Annotated in this window: 14 protein-coding genes; 9 read left to right on the plus strand and 5 right to left on the minus strand. The window is 72.9% G+C overall.

The genetic code is table 11. The features are described 5' to 3' along the window. Window positions 1–69: 69 nt before the first annotated feature. The 4 genes from FGW31_RS19395 (at window position 70) to FGW31_RS19415 (ending at window position 3,471) form a co-directional block, all read left to right on the plus strand. Complete coding sequence (locus tag FGW31_RS19395; RefSeq protein ID WP_142194707.1) at window positions 70–1,212, plus strand: acyl-CoA dehydrogenase family protein; 1,143 nt, start codon at window positions 70–72, stop codon at window positions 1,210–1,212. Window positions 1,213–1,295: 83 nt separating this feature from the next. Then, entirely contained in the window at window positions 1,296–2,030 is a 735-nt protein-coding gene (locus FGW31_RS19400; protein ID WP_142194980.1) for an enoyl-CoA hydratase family protein, read from the plus strand. Then, on the plus strand, window positions 2,018–2,632 hold the full coding sequence (locus tag FGW31_RS19405) for a TetR/AcrR family transcriptional regulator (RefSeq protein WP_142194708.1): 615 nt from the start codon (window positions 2,018–2,020) through the stop codon (window positions 2,630–2,632). The genes FGW31_RS19400 and FGW31_RS19405 overlap by 13 nt, the downstream gene beginning before the upstream one ends. Before the next feature lie 257 nt (window positions 2,633–2,889). Then, a complete protein-coding gene (locus FGW31_RS19415; RefSeq protein WP_142194710.1) occupies window positions 2,890–3,471 on the plus strand; it encodes a hypothetical protein in 582 nt (193 codons plus the stop codon). A 193-nt stretch (window positions 3,472–3,664) separates the two neighbouring features. On the opposite strand, the gene pdxH is transcribed toward FGW31_RS19415, so the two are convergent. Beyond that, the gene (gene pdxH / locus FGW31_RS19420; RefSeq protein WP_142194711.1) at window positions 3,665–4,351 is read right to left on the minus strand and encodes a pyridoxamine 5'-phosphate oxidase; all 687 of its coding nucleotides are present in this window, start codon (window positions 4,349–4,351) and stop codon (window positions 3,665–3,667) included. A 273-nt stretch (window positions 4,352–4,624) separates the two neighbouring features. Between pdxH and FGW31_RS19425 the strand changes: the two genes are divergently transcribed. Beyond that, the gene (locus tag FGW31_RS19425) at window positions 4,625–5,725 is read left to right on the plus strand and encodes a citrate synthase 2 (RefSeq protein ID WP_142194712.1); all 1,101 of its coding nucleotides are present in this window, start codon (window positions 4,625–4,627) and stop codon (window positions 5,723–5,725) included. Window positions 5,726–6,058: 333 nt separating this feature from the next. Here FGW31_RS19425 and FGW31_RS19430 read toward each other — a convergent pair whose 3' ends face one another. After that, window positions 6,059–7,501 (minus strand): NCS2 family permease, encoded by a 1,443-nt coding sequence (locus FGW31_RS19430; RefSeq protein ID WP_142194713.1) that lies wholly within the window; start codon window positions 7,499–7,501, stop codon window positions 6,059–6,061. 269 nt (window positions 7,502–7,770) lie between these two features. Here FGW31_RS19430 and FGW31_RS19435 point away from each other — a divergent pair, with 269 nt between their 5' ends. Together FGW31_RS19435 and FGW31_RS19440 are read left to right on the plus strand one after the other, a co-directional pair. Next, window positions 7,771–8,445: a helix-turn-helix domain-containing protein gene (locus tag FGW31_RS19435; protein WP_142194714.1), complete on the plus strand. Its 675-nt coding sequence runs from the start codon at window positions 7,771–7,773 to the stop codon at window positions 8,443–8,445. 221 nt (window positions 8,446–8,666) lie between these two features. Next, window positions 8,667–10,064 (plus strand): PAS domain-containing protein, encoded by a 1,398-nt coding sequence (locus FGW31_RS19440; RefSeq protein ID WP_142194715.1) that lies wholly within the window; start codon window positions 8,667–8,669, stop codon window positions 10,062–10,064. Between the two features lie 22 nt (window positions 10,065–10,086). Here the strand turns inward: FGW31_RS19440 and FGW31_RS19445 are convergent, their stop codons facing one another. Then, window positions 10,087–10,842, minus strand: coding sequence for an SIS domain-containing protein (locus tag FGW31_RS19445; protein WP_142194716.1), 756 nt, complete (start codon window positions 10,840–10,842; stop codon window positions 10,087–10,089). A gap of 228 nt (window positions 10,843–11,070) precedes the next feature. On the opposite strand from FGW31_RS19445, the gene FGW31_RS19450 reads away from it, so the two are divergent. Next, a complete protein-coding gene (locus FGW31_RS19450) occupies window positions 11,071–11,763 on the plus strand; it encodes a metal-dependent transcriptional regulator (protein WP_142194717.1) in 693 nt (230 codons plus the stop codon). Between the two features lie 438 nt (window positions 11,764–12,201). Further along, window positions 12,202–13,062 (plus strand): alpha/beta fold hydrolase, encoded by an 861-nt coding sequence (locus tag FGW31_RS19455; RefSeq protein ID WP_142194718.1) that lies wholly within the window; start codon window positions 12,202–12,204, stop codon window positions 13,060–13,062. 615 nt (window positions 13,063–13,677) lie between these two features. On the opposite strand, the gene FGW31_RS19465 is transcribed toward FGW31_RS19455, so the two are convergent. Together FGW31_RS19465 and FGW31_RS19470 are read right to left on the minus strand one after the other, a co-directional pair. Further along, on the minus strand, window positions 13,678–15,270 hold the full coding sequence (locus tag FGW31_RS19465) for a transporter (RefSeq protein WP_142194719.1): 1,593 nt from the start codon (window positions 15,268–15,270) through the stop codon (window positions 13,678–13,680). Further along, window positions 15,267–16,040 (minus strand): ABC transporter ATP-binding protein, encoded by a 774-nt coding sequence (locus FGW31_RS19470; protein ID WP_233452523.1) that lies wholly within the window; start codon window positions 16,038–16,040, stop codon window positions 15,267–15,269. Before FGW31_RS19470 ends, FGW31_RS19465 begins: the two co-directional genes overlap by 4 nt. Between the last annotated feature and the right edge of the window lie 66 nt (window positions 16,041–16,106).

The raw sequence follows: 16,106 nt of genomic DNA on the forward strand, positions 1-16,106 counted from the left end.
GAGCACCCACGACGAACCGCACCCGCCACCCGCCACACGACCCGAAGCCCCCTCCCCCCAGGAGCGCTCATGCCGGTGATCGAATCAAGTGAGCACACGTCACTCCGCCAAGCGGTCGCCTCCTTCGCGAAGAACCACCCGCGCACACCCGGCACCGACCACAAACAGTTCTGGCAGGAGGCCGCCGAGCTGGGCTACATCGGCGTCAACCTGCCGGAGGCCTACGGCGGCGGCGGTGGCGGCATCACCGAACTCTGCCTCGTCCTGGAGGAGATGGGCGCCGCCGGCAGCCCCCTGCTGATGATGATCGTCTCCCCGGCGATCTGCGGCACCGTCATCTCCCGCTTCGGCACCGAGGCCCAGAAACGGCAGTGGCTGCCCGCGCTCGCCGACGGCAGCCGCCTGATGGCCTTCGGCATCACCGAACCCGACGCCGGCTCCAACTCGCACCGCATCACCACCACCGCACGGCGCGAGACGGACAGCGGCGACTGGATCCTCACCGGCCGCAAGGTGTTCGTCTCCGGCGTCGACATCGCCGACGCCACCCTCGTCGTCGGCCGCACCGAGGACGCCCGCACCGGACGCCTCAAGCCCTGCCTGTTCATCGTCCCGCGCGACACCGAGGGCTTCCGGCGGCGGCCCATCGACATGGAACTCAACGCCACCGAGAAGCAGTTCGAACTGGTCCTCGACGACGTACGGCTGCCCGCCGACGCGCTCGTCGGCGACGAGGACGCGGGCCTGCTCCAACTGTTCGCCGGACTCAACCCCGAACGCATCATGACCGCCGCCTTCGCGATCGGCATGGGACGGTACGCCCTGGCCCGCGCCGTCGCCTACGCGCGGGAACGCACCGTCTGGGACACTCCCATCGGCGCCCACCAGGCGATCGCCCACCCGCTCGCCCAGGCGCACATCGACCTCGAACTCGCCCGCCTGATGATGCAGAAGGCCGCCCACCTGTACGACGCGGGCGACGACACGGGCGCCGGCGAGGCCGCCAACATGGCCAAGTACGCGGCGGCCGAGGCGTGCGTGAAGGCGGTCGACCAGGCGGTGCACACGCTCGGCGGCAACGGCCTCACCCGCGAGTTCGGCCTCGCCTCACTGATCACGGCCGCACGCGTGTCCCGAATCGCGCCGGTCAGCCGGGAGATGATCCTCAACTACGTCTCCCACCAGACCCTGGGTCTGCCCAAGTCGTACTGAGCCGCCGTGTCCGCCTCGGAGGAACCGTGTCCCGCAGTGAGTACGCAGCCGCCGACCCCGCGGACCCGCCCGTCCACGACCCGGTGCCACTGATCGTCCGCACCCGCGCACGGGGCGTCGAGACCCTGAGCCTCGACGCCCCGGAGCGCCGCAACGCCCTGTCCGCCGCCCTCGTCGGTGAGCTGGCCGACGCGCTGACCGACGCCGGCGAGGACACCGCCGTCCGCGCCGTGGTCCTCACCCACACCGGCACCACCTTCAGCGCCGGCGCCGACCTGCGCGACCCTCCTGCACCCGACGCGCTCGTCGCCCTGCTGCGGCAGATCGTCGAGCTGCCCAAGCCGGTCGTCGCACGGGTCACCGGCCACGTCCGCGCGGGCGGCGTCGGCCTGCTCGCCGCCTGCGACATCGCCGCCGCCTCCCACACGGCGACCTTCGCCCTCACCGAGGTCCGCATCGGCGTCGCCCCCGCCGTCGTCTCGCTGCCGCTGCTGCCGCGCACCGACCCGCGCGCCCTGGCCCGCTACTGCCTCACCGGTGAGCGCCTGGACGCCGCCGAGGCCGCCCGCATCGGCCTGCTCACGGCGGCCGGCGACGACGTGGACGAGGTCCTCGCGCCCGTCCTGGACGGCCTGCGCAAAGCCGCACCCGAAGCCCTGGCCGAGACGAAACGGCTGCTCACGGCTAGGGTGCTGGAGACCTTCGACCGGGACGCGGCCGGCCTGACCGCGCTCTCGGCCCGCCTCTTCGCCTCCGCCGCCGCGCGCGAGGGAATGACGGCCTTCCTCGGACGACGGGATCCGGAATGGGTGGTGTGAGCACGGCCGACCGTGCCGAACGAGTCCCCAAGCAGGACCGCAGCCGGGCCACCCGGCAGCGGCTCCTGGAGGCCGCCGTGGCCTGCCTCGCCGAACGCGGCTGGGCCGGCTCCACGGTCTCCGTCGTCGCCGAACGCGCGGGCGTCTCCCGGGGCGCCGCCCAGCACCACTTCCCGACCCGCGAGGACCTGTTCACGGCCGCCGTCGAGTACGTCGCCGAGGAACGCTCCACCGCGCTGCGCGCCCTCTTCCCCGACGGCACGGCGGCCGGTGACCGCCGCGCCGTGGTCGCCGCGCTGGTCGACCTCTACACCGGGCCGCTCTTCCGCGCCGCCCTCCACCTGTGGGTGGCCGCCTCCGACGAGGAGCAGCTGCGCCCGCGCGTGACCGAGCTGGAGTCGCGCGTCGGCCGCGAGACCCACCGCATCGCCGTCGACCTCCTCGGCGCCGACGAGTCCCGCCTCGGCGTCCGCGAAACCGTCCAGGGACTGCTCGACATGGCCCGCGGCCTGGGCCTGGCCAACCTCCTCACGGACGACACGGCCCGCCGGGAACGCGTGGTGGCGCAGTGGGCGGTGCTGCTGGACGAGGCGCTGCGCTGACGGCGTCGTCAGTGGCGGGGCCCAGGGTCTGTCGTTCGGATCAGCGCGGCTGTGAGGTGCGGTGCCCTTTCGACCGGCCCGAGCGGGGTCCGGTGCGTGCAGCTGCACGGCGGAGGAGGGCGACAACGCGGTGGGGGTGCCCCCGCGCGAGCGGAGCCGAGCGTGGGGGAGTCGGCAACCGACGACAACGCCGCAGATGCCCGAGCCGGACCCCACGACCCCGGGATGATCCGAACGACAGGCCCTAAGGTCTCCGCATGGGTGACTACTTCCAGACGATCGTCGACCTCGACGCCGGTGCCGACGAGGCGGCGCGGCTCGCGGACCGCGCGGTGGCGTGGCTGGTGACCGAAGGCATCGTCCTCGCGGAGCGCACCGGCTGCGTCCTCGGTGTGCCGCTGGGGCATCCGCCCGGCCCGGACTGGCACCGCGCCGTGGCGGACGACGACGCCGAGTGGAAGCCGACGGACGGACTGGCCGTGGTGGTCGGGCGCACGGTCTTCGACGGCGGGCAGGGCGAAGCGGAGGCGGTGACCTGCCCGCGGTGTGCGGCCACCACGCCGCTGGTCACGGACCACTGGGACACGATCGACGCCGCCTGGGAGCCGTTCAGGGACGCCATCGAGACCTGGCAGGAGACCGGGCAGGCAGAGGTCGCCTGCCCCGCCTGCGCCGAGTCCGTCCCGCTGCCCGAGTGGAGCTGGGCCGACGACTACTTCACCTTCGCCCACCTCGGCTTCACGTTCTGGAACTGGCCCGAGTTCACGCCCGAGTTCCAGGCCCGGTTCTCCGGCGCCCTCGGCGGCCACCGCACCGGACTCGTGTGGGGCAAGTTGTGAGGCGCCGCGCGACCACGCCTGCTCGCGAGCGCCGCGCACCGCACCGAGGCCGCCGCTGACGTCCTCGGCCGTCACACCGCCGCGCGTGGCGCCGCCGTCACCGCTGCGCGCGTGGCGAGGGCGCGGGCCTCGACCGCCGTCCAGCGCGGCGAAGGGTTTGCGGCTGCACCCGGCGCGCGGGTGTGCTGCCCGTTCACGGACTCAGCCGCTCCACCCGCCAGCTGTCGTCCGGCTCGCGGACGTACCGCAGGCGGTCGTGGAGACGGTTCTCGCGTCCCTGCCAGAACTCCACCGCCGACGGCACCACGCGGAAGCCGCCCCAGTGCGGCGGCACCGGCACCTGCTCGTGCTCCGGGTAGCGGGCCGCCAGCTCGGCGTAGACGGCGTCCAGCTCCGCCCGGCCGGAGATCACCGACGACTGGCCGCTGGCCCACGCGCCGAGCTGGGAGCCGTGCGGCCGGGAGCGGAAGTAGGCCGCCGTCTCGTCCCGGCCGGTGCGCCGCGCCGTGCCGGTGACGATGACCTGCCGGGCCATCGGGTGCCAGGGGAACAGCAGCGAGACGTGCGGGTTCTCGCCGAGGTCGCGGGCCTTGCGGGAGTCGTAGTTCGTGTAGAAGACGAAGCCCTCGTCGTCGAAGTGCTTCAGCAGCACCGTGCGGGAACTGGGCCGGCCCTGCGCGTCCGCCGTCGAGACGACCATCGCGTTCGGCTCGAACAGCCCGCCCTCCGTCGCGGCCTGCCGGAACCAGCGGGCGAACTGCTCGACGGGAGTGGCGGCCAGGTCGGTCTCGGAGAGCCCGTCGGCCCGGTACTGCTTGCGCATCGAGGCGAGATCGAAGGGCACGGCGTCGCGGTCGGTCACGCCGTCATCCTGCCGCATGCGCCGGGCGCCCGGGGCGGCCGTGTCCTACGTCACGCATGGCACTGAGTGCCGCGAACTCTCCCCAAAGATGGCACCCGGGGATATCGTGCTGGCACTGATCCGGTTGGGTGACCGCCAGCCGGGCATCACAGGGGTGACGTCCCGGACCGCGAGTCCCGCCAGACGACCGTGGATCCACCGGACGCCTCGCCCAGCAGCACCTACTTGACCGACACATGGTCGTCCCACCCCACAACACCATCTGTCACCCACCTCACGAGGAGCCGCCTGATGTCCGACTTCGTACCCGGGCTCGAAGGAGTCGTCGCGTTCGAGACGGAGATCGCCGAACCGGACAAGGAGGGCGGCGCCCTGCGGTACCGGGGCGTCGACATCGAGGACCTGGTCGGTCACGTCTCCTTCGGCAACGTCTGGGGGCTGCTGGTCGACGGGGCGTTCAACCCCGGACTGCCGCCCGCCGAGCCGTTCCCGATCCCCGTGCACTCCGGCGACATCCGCGTCGACGTGCAGTCCGCGCTCGCCATGCTGGCGCCCGTGTGGGGCCTGAAACCGCTCCTGGACATCGACGCCGGGCAGGCCCGCGACGACCTCGCCCGCGCCGCCGTCATGGCCCTGTCGTACGTCGCCCAGTCCGCGCGCGGCCAGGGCCGGCCCATGGTGCCGCAGCGCGAGATCGACAAGGCCGAGTCCATCGTCGAGCGGTTCATGATCCGCTGGCGCGGCGAGCCCGACCCGCGGCACGTCAAGGCGGTGGACGCCTACTGGACGTCGGCCGCGGAGCACGGCATGAACGCCTCCACGTTCACCGCCCGGGTCATCGCCTCGACCGGCGCGGACGTCGCGGCCGCCCTCTCCGGTGCCGTCGGCGCCATGTCGGGACCGCTGCACGGCGGCGCCCCCTCCCGAGTGCTGCACATGATCGAGGAGATCGAGCGCACCGGGGACGCCGAGGCGTACGTCAAGCAGGCCCTGGACCGGGGCGAGCGGCTGATGGGCTTCGGGCACCGCGTCTACCGCGCCGAGGACCCCCGGGCCCGCGTCCTGCGCCGCACCGCCCGCGAGCTGGGCGCCCCGCGCTTCGAGGTCGCCGAGGCGCTGGAGAAGGCCGCCCTGGCCGAACTCCACGCCCGCCGCCCCGACCGGGTCCTGGCCACCAACGTCGAGTTCTGGGCCGCCATCGTGCTGGACTTCGCCGAGGTCCCGGCCCCCATGTTCACCTCGATGTTCACCTGCGCCCGCACGGCGGGCTGGTCGGCGCACATCCTGGAGCAGAAGCGCACCGGCCGCCTGGTGCGGCCCTCGGCGCGCTACGTCGGCCCGGGCAGCCGCGACCCGCGCGAGATCGAGGGCTACGCGGACATCGCCCGCTGACCGAGGAGAGGGACGCCGGGCGCAAAGGGCCCGGAAAACGCAGGCGACCCGCGAGTCTGGTTCCTCCCTCGGGGAGGAGCCGGCCGGACGTTACCGGCGACTCGCGGGTCGGGTGACTGCGTTGGATTAGGCCGGCTGCGTGCTGCTCGCGCACGCTGGTCCGGCGCCGAACCGAGTACGACGACGGGCCACTAGCCCGCAGTCACCTCTTCCGTCCGGTGTGTGTACATCTGCCGAACCACCTCCTTTCCGAAGTACCGCCACCTTAAGAAGCGCTTCGGCTCGGATCAACCACTTTTTTCTCCGTCGGCCGGCCGAGGCGGTCCGCCGGGGTCAGATGCCCAGCAGCTGCTTCACCGGGTCGATGGCGAAGTACGCGAGGAAGAGCCCCGCGGTGCCCCAGAGCAGCCAGTGCACCTCGCGGGCCTTGCCCAGGCAGGCCTTGATGACGACGTAGGCGATGAAGCCGGCGCCGATGCCGTTGCTGATGGAGTACGTGAACGGCATGACGACGATCGTCAGGAACGCCGGGACGGCGAGGTCGTAGCGGTTCCAGTCGATGTGCCTGACCTGCGTCATCATCAGGAAGCCCACCGCGATCAGCGCCGGCGAGGCGGCCTGCATCGGCACGATGGTCAGCACCGGCGTGAAGAACAGCGCCAGCGCGAACAGACCACCGGTGACGAGGTTGGCGAAGCCGGTCCGGGCGCCCTCGCCGACACCGGCGGCGGACTCGATGTAGGTGGTGGCCGACGAGGAGGACGCCGCACCGCCCGCGACGGCCGCCGCGCTGTCGATGAGCAGGACCTTGCCCAGGCCGGGGACCTGGCCGCGCTCGTCGAGCAGCCCGGCCTCGGCGGTGACACCGACGACGGTGCCCATGGTGTCGAAGAAGTCCGACAGGATCAGCGTGAAGATCAGCAGCACCGCGGTGAGCACGCTGATCTGGCCGAACGAGCCGAGCAGGTCGAACTGGCCCAGCAGCCCGAAGTCGGGCGCGGCGACCGGGTTGTCCGGCAGCTCCGGCGCCGTCAGACCCCAGGACTTCACGTCGGCCAGCTCGTTGATGACGACGGAGAGCAGGGTCATCGCCACGATGCTGATGAGGATCGCGCCGCGCACCTTGCGGGCCATGAGGACGACCGTCAGCAGCACGCCGAGGCAGAACACCAGCATCGGCCAGCCGGTGAGGCTGCCCGTGCCGAGCTGCACGGGCACGGTGGTGTTGGCCGCGTCGGGGATGCGGGTGACGAACCCGGAGTCCACGAAGCCGATGAACGCGATGAACATGCCGATGCCGACGCTGATGGCCTGCTTGAGCGGCTGCGGGATGGCGTGCATGACGGCCTCGCGCAGACCGGTCAGCACCAGGACGCAGATCAGCAGACCCTCGAGGACCACGAGGCCCATCGCGTCGTCCCAGCTCATCAACGGAGCGATCTGGAACGCGACGACGGCGTTCAGGCCGAGGCCCGCGGCCAGGGCGAGCGGCAGGTTGCCGGCCACACCCATGATGATCGTCATCACGGCGGCGACCAGGGTCGTGGCGGTCGCCAGCTGGGCCGGATCCAGCTTGTCACCGAACTTGTCCTCGGTACTGCCGAGGATGATCGGGTTCAGTACGAGGATGTACGCCATAGTGAAGAACGTTGCGAAACCGCCGCGTATCTCCCGGGCGTACGTCGAGCCGCGTTCACTGATGCGGAAGAATCGGTCGAGCGCGCCGCCGCCTCTGGGGGGTGCGGGGTCGGCCGGGCCGGTCTTCATGGTCTGCATGGGGAATCTCCTGGGCGTGCGCGGGGGACGAATGCACGACGGTGCCGCCGGGGAAACGCGGCAGTCGGTATGCGGTCACACCTGCGGCAGCCTGCGTGCGGATCCTACGGAGCACTGTGCCCACGTCAACACCCCTGCAGGAAGTGGCAGTTGCGAGCGCAATGATCTCCGTTGCTTCCTACAGAATCGGCGGCGACCTTCCCGCCATAACGGGATGCAGGCGACAAGGACCGTGGTGCTCACCCTCCGTCGCTCCCTACTCTCCCACCGTGCATCCTCCACTCCCCTTCAGCGCACGCGCCGCCCGCATCCTGCGCGAGAAAGTCGGGATGGCCCCCGGCCACGTCGCCTACGGCATGCGCGCCTCCTACGGAATGACCCACATCACCCCCGACCACATCACCGCCTGGGAACGCGGCCTCGCCGTGCCGAACGCCCAGGAACTCACCGCCCTGGCCGGTGCCCTGTGGTGCGCGCCCCGCGACCTCATGGGCGCCCCCCGCACCCTGCGGGAGCACCGCATCGCCCGCGGAGTGGCCCCCGAGGACATCGCCCGCGCCACCGGCCTCACCCTCAGCGCCTACCTCGCGATGGAGGAGTCCGGCCGCTGGACCGGCGGACCGCGAGAGTCGTCCCTGCTCGGCGCGGCCCTCGGGCTGCCGCCGCGGGCGCTGCTCGCCATCACCGGCGGCGAGGAGGAACTGGCCCGGCTGCTCACCGAGGCCGTCTCCACCCGCTGGCAGGCGCACATCCGGGAGATCTCCGACCTGCTGTCCATCGAGCGCCGCGAGCTGAAGAGCACGCTGCGCGCCATGCACGACGAGTACCAGACCCTCATGGCCGTCACCCTCAGCCGGGCCGGCGACGTCTCCTCCGGCGAGACCGGGCGGCGCTACCTCGACGAGATCGTCCACCACTTCTGGACCCGGTTCGAGAACCGGTGAACGACCGGTCCCCCGGAGTGGGGGGCGTGGTCGGTCGCACCGGTGAGCGATCTTCGGTCCGGTGCCTTTTCGCACGTGGCCGGGCCCGGCGCGATCAGTCGTACAACGATTCCCTCAATCTTGCGGGAACCCGATGTGCGCTGCGTCACGTTCAAGTTGAATGATTGCAAGTGAGCGAACCGTCGTGCCGTACGCACGGACGCAGCCTGCAGGGGGTCCAGGTGAGTGCTTCCCGGCGTAGTGGGATCACCGACGAGCTGGGGCCGGAGGAGCCCGAGCCCGCGCGGGAGGGCGGTGACGGCTCCGATCTGCTCGCCGCGCTGCTGGACGGCATGGACGCCGCCCTGTGCGCCTTCGACGCGGACGGTGTCGTCACGCACTGGAACCGCGAGGCGGAGCGGATCCTCGGCTGGACCGCCGCCGAGGCGGTGGGCCGGGCCGGTTTCGCCGGGTGGGCCGTGCGCAGCGCGGACGCCGAGGAGGTCGAGGCGCGGCTGATGTCGGCCATGGACGCGCCGGGCCGGCAGGTGAACGAGTTCGCGCTGCTGACCAAGGACGGCGGCCGGGTGCTGGTGCGCACGCAGTCGGCCGCGGTGCACGGGCCGGACGGCAAGCCGGCCGGCGTGTACTGCGCGTTCAGCGAGGTGCACGCGCAGATCGACCTGGAGCGGTCGATCGCCCTGAGCGAGGCGCTGCTGGAGGACGCGAGCTGGGGTGTCGTGCTGGTCGACGCCGACCTGCGGCCCGCCGTGGTGAACGCGCACGCCGCGCGGGCGCTGGGCGCCGGGCGCACGGCCGTGCTGGGGCGTCCGCTGGGGGAGTTGCTGACGCAGGGCGCGGAGGAACTGGAGAGCGCGCTCACACACGTGCTGGCCGAGGGGGCGCCGCCGGCGCCCGCCGAGCTGTGGGTGAGCGTGCGCACGCCGGAGGGCGAGCGGCGGCGGTGCTGGCGCAGCGGGTTCGTGCGGCTGGCGTCACCTCTCGCGGAGGAGCCCGTTCCGCTCGGGGTGGGCTGGATGTTCCAGGACGTGACCGAGGCGCGGCAGGGGGAGCAGGAGGCGTCGCTGCTGCGGTTCCGCGCGCAGCAGCTGCACCGTGCGGCGCGCGCGGCGGCGGAGTGCGAGGACCCTGCGGAGGCGGTGACGGTCCATCTGGACTTCGCGCTCGCCGGGTTCGCCGACCACGCGCTGATCGACCGGGTCGCCGAGGGCACGGCGGACGGGGCCGCGCGGGTGCGGCTGGTGCGGATCGCCGCCACCCCGTCCGGCTCCCCGGGGCCGAGCAGGCTCGCCGGGCAGGCGGGACTGCCGGTGCGCTACGGCGACGGCCACCCGGCGGTGCAGTGCGTGGAGCGGTGCGGCTCGGTCCGGGCGAGCGCGGGGGCCGCCGGCGCCGAGGCGGCGCGGACGTGGGCCCTGTCCCGGCAGTGGCCGGCGGACACGGTGCACGCCCTGTGCGCGGTGCTGCGCAGCCGCGGCCGCACGCTCGGTGCCGTGACGTTTCTGCGCGGTGCCGGCCGCAACCCGTTCGAACGCGCCGACGCCATGTACGCGGAGGACGTGGCCACCCACATCGCCACCGCCCTCGACCTCGCGAACCTCGCCCCGGACGACCACTGACCGGGGCCCGGTCACGACGTCATCAGTACTGGTAGAAGATCCGGTCGCCGTACTCCTCGAAGACGCGGGCGTTCCACTCGTGGCCGCCGTCCACGTTGCCGGAGCGCAGCAGCGGCGGCTCGATGCCGCGGTCGGCGAGGGTGGCGGCGGCGGTGGCCACGACGGCCTGGAGGAGCGCCGAGGTGACGACCGTGGACGCGGGCGCGAAGGGCGCGGGCACGTTGTCGAGAGTGAGCTCCGCGTCACCGACCGCGATGCGGGAGTCCAGCACCAGGTCGCAGTGGTCCTTCAGGAACGTCCCGGAGGAGTGCCGCGACGTCGTACGCGTCGCGTACGCCACCGAGGTCACGCCGATCACCTTCACGCCCATGGCGCGGGCCTTCAGGGCCATCTCCACGGGCAGCGCGTTGCGCCCGGACAGCGAGATGATCAGCAGCGCGTCGCCCGCGCGCAGCGGCGAGCACTCCAGCACGACGCCGGCGAGCCCGTCGACGCGTTCCAGCGCGGAGCCCAGCGTCGCCGGCATCACGTCCACGCCCACCATCCCCGGGACGGTGAGCAGGTTCATCAGGGCCAGTCCGCCCGCGCGGTAGACGAGGTCCTGCGCGGCGAGCGAGGAGTGCCCGGCGCCGAAGGCGAAGAGGCGGCCGCCGTCCGCGACCGTGTCGGCCAGCAGGGTCCCCGCGGCCGTCACCGACGCGTCCTCCTCGTCGCGGATCCGCTGCAGCAGCTCGATCGCGGCGTCGAGGAACCGTCCGGACGGCGTGCGGTCGCTCATGCGGCATCCCTTCGGGAAGGAGTGGTGTGGATCACCGTGCGGTCTGGACCAGTGCCCTGTCAATACGGTGCCCCACGGCACCGTTCCCCGGGCCCGGAACCGCTCGTTTCCAAGGCGCGACCCGGTTGTCGGTCGGATGCGCAAGAATTGAGGCCTGGGCCAGCGCACGCGCCGGTGAGCCGTCCAGCCTCCGGCAGAGCCATCCGCAGATCTCATCGAGGGGCATGTATGTCCGGACTGATCGACACCACGGAGATGTATCTCCGCACCATCCTCGAGCTGGAGGAGGAAGGTGTGGTCCCCATGCGCGCCCGGATCGCCGAGCGGCTCGACCAGAGCGGGCCGACGGTCAGCCAGACGGTGGCGCGGATGGAGCGCGACGGCCTGGTGTCCGTCGCCACCGACCGGCACCTGGAGCTGACGGAGGAGGGCCGTCGGCTGGCGACCCGCGTGATGCGCAAGCACCGCCTCGCCGAGTGCCTGCTGGTCGATGTGATCGGCCTGGAGTGGGAGCAGGTGCACGCCGAGGCGTGCCGCTGGGAGCACGTGATGAGCGAGGCCGTCGAGCGCCGCGTGCTGGAGCTGCTGCGGCACCCGACCGAGTCGCCGTACGGCAACCCGATCCCGGGCCTGGAGGAGCTGGGCGAGAAGGACGGCGCGCACCCGTTCCTCGACGAGGGCATGGTGTCGCTGGCCGATCTCGACCCCGGCGCCGAGGGCAAGACGGTCGTGGTGCGCCGGATCGGCGAACCGATCCAGACGGACGCGCAGCTGATGTACACGCTGCGCCGGGCCGGTGTGCAGCCGGGTTCGGTGGTGAGCGTGACGGAGTCGGCCGGCGGTGTGCTGGTCGGCAGCAGTGGTGAGGCGGCCGAGCTGGAGTCGGACGTCGCCTCGCACGTGTTCGTCGCCAAGCCCTGAGTACCGGCGCGAACGCGCCGTTCCAAGATCCAGTCCGTGGAATCGCAGCGCTCGCCGGGTTCCCGTGCGACGCTGTGGCGTGAGGCATATGACCGGAGGGGTTCTTGGCCGGGGTGACAGCGATGTCATCGGGCCGGGGAGGGGCGGGACGATGTGCCGTGATCACGTGAGGAGCCCCGGCGCCGCGCGGCGCCGGGGCCTGTCCTCCCCTGTGCTGACCCGGAGCCCCGAGCTCTCAGGGTCATTCCCCTCGGACCGTTTTCCCCGAGCGGTCCGCCTCCCGATGAAGGTCTCCCCTGAGCCGCGGCGATCAATCCCCGGAGCGGGTCACTCGAACGAGCGGTGTTGCCGCGCAAGACGGCGTCTTCGAATGCGCATTCGATAACCTGCGGGTACAACCAGTCGGCGGGCAGGCAGCGAGCTTGGGGGTCCAGGCACATGGCGCGACGCATCGACGTGACCGGGGCGGACGGCGTGCGGCTGGCCGCCTGGGAGTTCGGCGACCCGCCGAAGGACGGGTCGGACACCGCCGCACCGGGCGTGCTGTTGCTCCACGGCCTGATGGGCCGCGCCTCGCACTGGGCGCCGACCGCCCGGCGCCTCTCCGCGCGGTACCGTGCGATCGCCCTCGACCAGCGCGGCCACGGCCGCAGCGACAAGCCTCCGCAGGCCGCCTTCACCCGTGACGCCTACGTGAACGACGCCGAGGCCGCCCTGGAACAGCTCGACCTGGGCCCCACCGTCCTCATCGGCCACGCGATGGGCGCGCTGACCGCCTGGCAACTGGCCGCCAAACGCCCGGACCTGGTCCGCGGCCTGATCATCTGCGACATGCGGGCCTCCGCGCTCGGGGCGGCGTCGCAGCGCGTGTGGGCGGAGTGGTTCAAGGCCTGGCCGGTCCCGTTCGCGACACTCGCCGACGTACGCAAGTGGTTCGGCGAGGACGACCCGTGGGTGGAGCGGCCCAACCCGGCCCGCGGCGCGTTCTACGCCGAGGTGATGGCCGAGTCCCCCGACGGCTGGCGTCCGGTGTTCGACCCGGACCAGATGCTCCGCTCCCGCGAGACGTGGGTGTACGACGCGCACTGGGAGGAGCTGGCCCAGGTGCGCTGCCCGGCCCTGGTGGTCCGCGGCCTCGACGGCGAACTGGGCCGCGCGGAGGCCCAGGAGATGGTGCGGGTCCTGCCCCACGGCCAGTACGCGGAGGTCGCCGACGCGGGCCACCTGGTCCACTACGACCAGCCGGAGAAGTGGCTGTCCGTGATCGAGCCCTTCCTGGACACCCTCACCACCGACTGACCCACCGGAGTACTTCCTCCGGAGACCGCACCGGGCCGGCGGGGACTGCCGCGTACGGCGCGGAGGGGGCGGGGCGGGGGTGTCCGCCCGCAGCGACCGGCGCGTCAACGCCCCCACCTCTCCAATGCCCCATTCCGCGCCGGTCCGAGGACGGACACCCCCCCCCCCCCCCCCCCCCCCCCCCCCCCCCCCCCCCCCCCCCCCCCCCCCCCCCCCCCCCCCCCCCCCCCCCCCCCCCCCCCCCCCCCCCCCCCCCCCCCCCCCCCCCCCCCCCCCCCCCCCCCCCCCCCCCCCCCCCCCCCCCCCCCCCCCCCCCCCCCCCCCCCCCCCCCCCCCCCCCCCCCCCCCCCCCCCCCCCCGACCCACCCACCGCCTCGCACGCACCGCACCACCCGCGCACCCGCACCCCGCCCGCGCACCGCACCCCGCCCGCACCGCCCGCGCATCACCGCGCACCGCCCGCATCCCACCGGCGCACCGCACTCCGCACACAGCCCGCGCACCGCACCCGCGCACCGCCCGCACCGCCGGCATCCCACCCGCGCACCACCGCGCACCGCACACAGCCCGCGCACCCGCGCACCGCACTCCGCGCAGCGCCGCCGCGCCCCGCGCTCACCCCTTGCTGACCGCCGTAAGGATCTCCGGCAGCCGACGAGCCGTCAGCGGCGCGGCCAGGCGCAGACCGCCCAGCGCCAGGCCCGCCCCGTACACCGCGCCCACGGGCAGCAGCAGCCACAGTCGCCCGTCCCCGGCCTCGCTCACGTTCAGCCAGATCGTGAGGCCGATGACCGGCGCGCAGAGCACGGCCGCCGTGAGCATCCCGCCGAAGATGGAGATCCACGCCAGCCCGGTCTGCCCCGGCGCGACGTTCTTGTAGCCCTCCTGCGGGATCGAGTACGGGAACCGTGCCGACGTCCACGCACCCGTCGCCAGCATCGCGCCGAGCAGCGCGAAGGACAGGCCCAGCGTCTCCGGCAGCCGCGCCCAGTCGCCGAGCATCGCGGTCGTGAGGACGGTGACGAGCGCCGCGTAGGGCAGGGTGATCAGGAGGAGGGCCAGCGCGCGGGCGCGGAGTTCGACGTAGGCGTCCCGCGGCGAGGAGATCGTCATGGCGACCATCCAGAACGCGGAGGTGTCCTGTCCGAACTGGTTGTACATCTGGATGCCGAGCATCCCGGCGGCGAAGCAGGCGAAGTACACCGATCCGGTGCCCTGCCAGGCGTTGAACACCGGCACGATCAGTCCGACCGCCAGCGAGGTCACCCACGCGGCCTTGGTCTTGGGGTCGCGCCAGACGTACCGCAGGGTGCGCTCCATGGCCGTACCGGTGCGGCCCGGTGGCAGCAGCCGGGCGGGCCCGCTCGTTCCGCGTTCGCGGACCGTGGTGTCGCCGGCCGGCAGGGTGGAGCCGTCGGGCGAGGTCATCAGCCGGGTCAGGGTCCGCGACCACACCACGAGCAGCACCGCCAACGCCGACGCAGTCAGCGCGAGTTGCGCCGCCGCGACGCCGTACGACCCTTCGCCCGCCGAGTGCACCGCGCCGAGCGCCGACGCGGGCGGCAGCCACCGCAGTACGTCCGCCGCCGGCGCGAGCTGCTCCAGTCCGGACGAGCCGAGCCGCTGCGCACCGAAGTTGACCAGTTGCGCGCCGACCGCGATCACCAGCCCGCTGAGCACCGCGAGGTCACGTCCCTTGCGGCTGGTGAGCAGTCGTACGTTGGCGGCGGCGACCGCCCGTGCGAGCGCGACGCACACCAGCAGCGCCAGCGGAACGGCGAGGACACCCACGGCGAACGCCGTCCCGCCGTGTGCGACGGCGATCACGGAACCGGCGAGCAGGCTCACCGTGAACAGCGGCCCGATGCCGACCAGCGAGGCCGCCAGCAGTGCCCGCACCAGCGGACGCGGCCGCAGCGGCAGCATCACCAGCCGGGTCGGGTCGAGGGTCTCGTCACCGCCGGGGAAGAACAGCGGCATCACGGCCCAGCCCAGCCCCAGGACGGCCACGAGGAGCACCACCAGCGACTCGACGTCGTCGAAGCCGCGCAGCGCGATCAGCCCGATGAGCTGGAGCGCGGCGAACAGCAGCGCCACGACCGCGGAGGCGATGTACGCGGCTTTGCGTCCGCCGGACTGCCGTAGCCCGTTGCGCAGGAGGGACAGTTTCAGCCGGACGACGACGGGGGTGATCGCGGGGGCGCTCACCGGGCGCCTCCGCCGAGCCAGTCGAGGTCCGTGCCGGCGTCGCGGCCGTCGGCGCCGACGAGTTCCAGGAACGCCCGCTGGAGTGAGGGCGCGTCGCCGCGCACCTCGGCGAGCGGCCCGTGGGCGCGGATCCGGCCGGCGGCCATCACGGCCACCCAGTCGCACAGCGACTCGACGAGTTCCATGACGTGGGAGGAGAACACGACGGTGGCGCCGGACGCCGTGTACCGCTCCAGGACGCCCCGGATGGTCTGCGCGGAGACCGGGTCGACGCCTTCGAACGGCTCGTCCAGAAAGAGGACTTCGGGGTTGTGCAGGAGTGCGGCGGCGAGGCCGATCTTCTTGCGCATGCCGGTCGAGTAGTCGACGACGAGCTTGTGCTGGGCGCCGGCCAGGTCGAGGACGTCGAGGAGCTGGGTGGCCCGCTTGTCGACCTCGGCGCCGGGCAGTCCGCGCAACCGGCCGGTGTAGGCAAGGAGTTCACGTCCGGACAGCCGCTCGAACAGTCGCAGTCCTTCCGGTAGTACGCCGATCCGGGCCTTGACCTCGACGGGGTCCTGCCACACGTCGTGCCCGACGACCTCGACGGTGCCCTGGTCGGGCCGCAGCAGCCCGGTCACCATGGACAAGGTGGTGGTCTTCCCGGCCCCGTTGGGCCCGACCAGCCCGATGAACCGCCCCGCGGGCAGTTCCAGGTCCACCCCGCCGACGGCCACCTGCTGCCCGAACCGCTTCCAGAGCCCCCGCACGCTGACGGCAACAGTCCCCACGATGTCTCCCTCCGGTCAGCATGAAGCCTACGGCGGGCCGACGAGGCCCCGAAAACCTGAAGCGAA

It is taken from the genome of Streptomyces calvus, from assembly GCF_006782915.1.
GTDB lineage: Bacteria > Actinomycetota > Actinomycetes > Streptomycetales > Streptomycetaceae > Streptomyces > Streptomyces calvus.

Excerpts from the sequence above, each read along its gene's own strand:
- FGW31_RS19455 (WP_142194718.1), top strand. The coding sequence starts at position 12,202 with ATGGCGCGACGCATCGACGTGACCGGGGCGGACGGCGTGCGGCTGGCC.
- FGW31_RS19445 (WP_142194716.1), bottom strand. The coding sequence starts at position 10,842 with ATGAGCGACCGCACGCCGTCCGGACGGTTCCTCGACGCCGCGATCGAG.
- FGW31_RS19450 (WP_142194717.1), top strand. The coding sequence starts at position 11,071 with ATGTCCGGACTGATCGACACCACGGAGATGTATCTCCGCACCATCCTC.
- FGW31_RS19430 (WP_142194713.1), bottom strand. The coding sequence starts at position 7,501 with ATGCAGACCATGAAGACCGGCCCGGCCGACCCCGCACCCCCCAGAGGC.
- FGW31_RS19395 (WP_142194707.1), top strand. The coding sequence starts at position 70 with ATGCCGGTGATCGAATCAAGTGAGCACACGTCACTCCGCCAAGCGGTC.
- pdxH (WP_142194711.1), bottom strand. The coding sequence starts at position 4,351 with ATGCGGCAGGATGACGGCGTGACCGACCGCGACGCCGTGCCCTTCGAT.
- FGW31_RS19405 (WP_142194708.1), top strand. The coding sequence starts at position 2,018 with ATGGGTGGTGTGAGCACGGCCGACCGTGCCGAACGAGTCCCCAAGCAG.
- FGW31_RS19415 (WP_142194710.1), top strand. The coding sequence starts at position 2,890 with ATGGGTGACTACTTCCAGACGATCGTCGACCTCGACGCCGGTGCCGAC.
- FGW31_RS19425 (WP_142194712.1), top strand. The coding sequence starts at position 4,625 with ATGTCCGACTTCGTACCCGGGCTCGAAGGAGTCGTCGCGTTCGAGACG.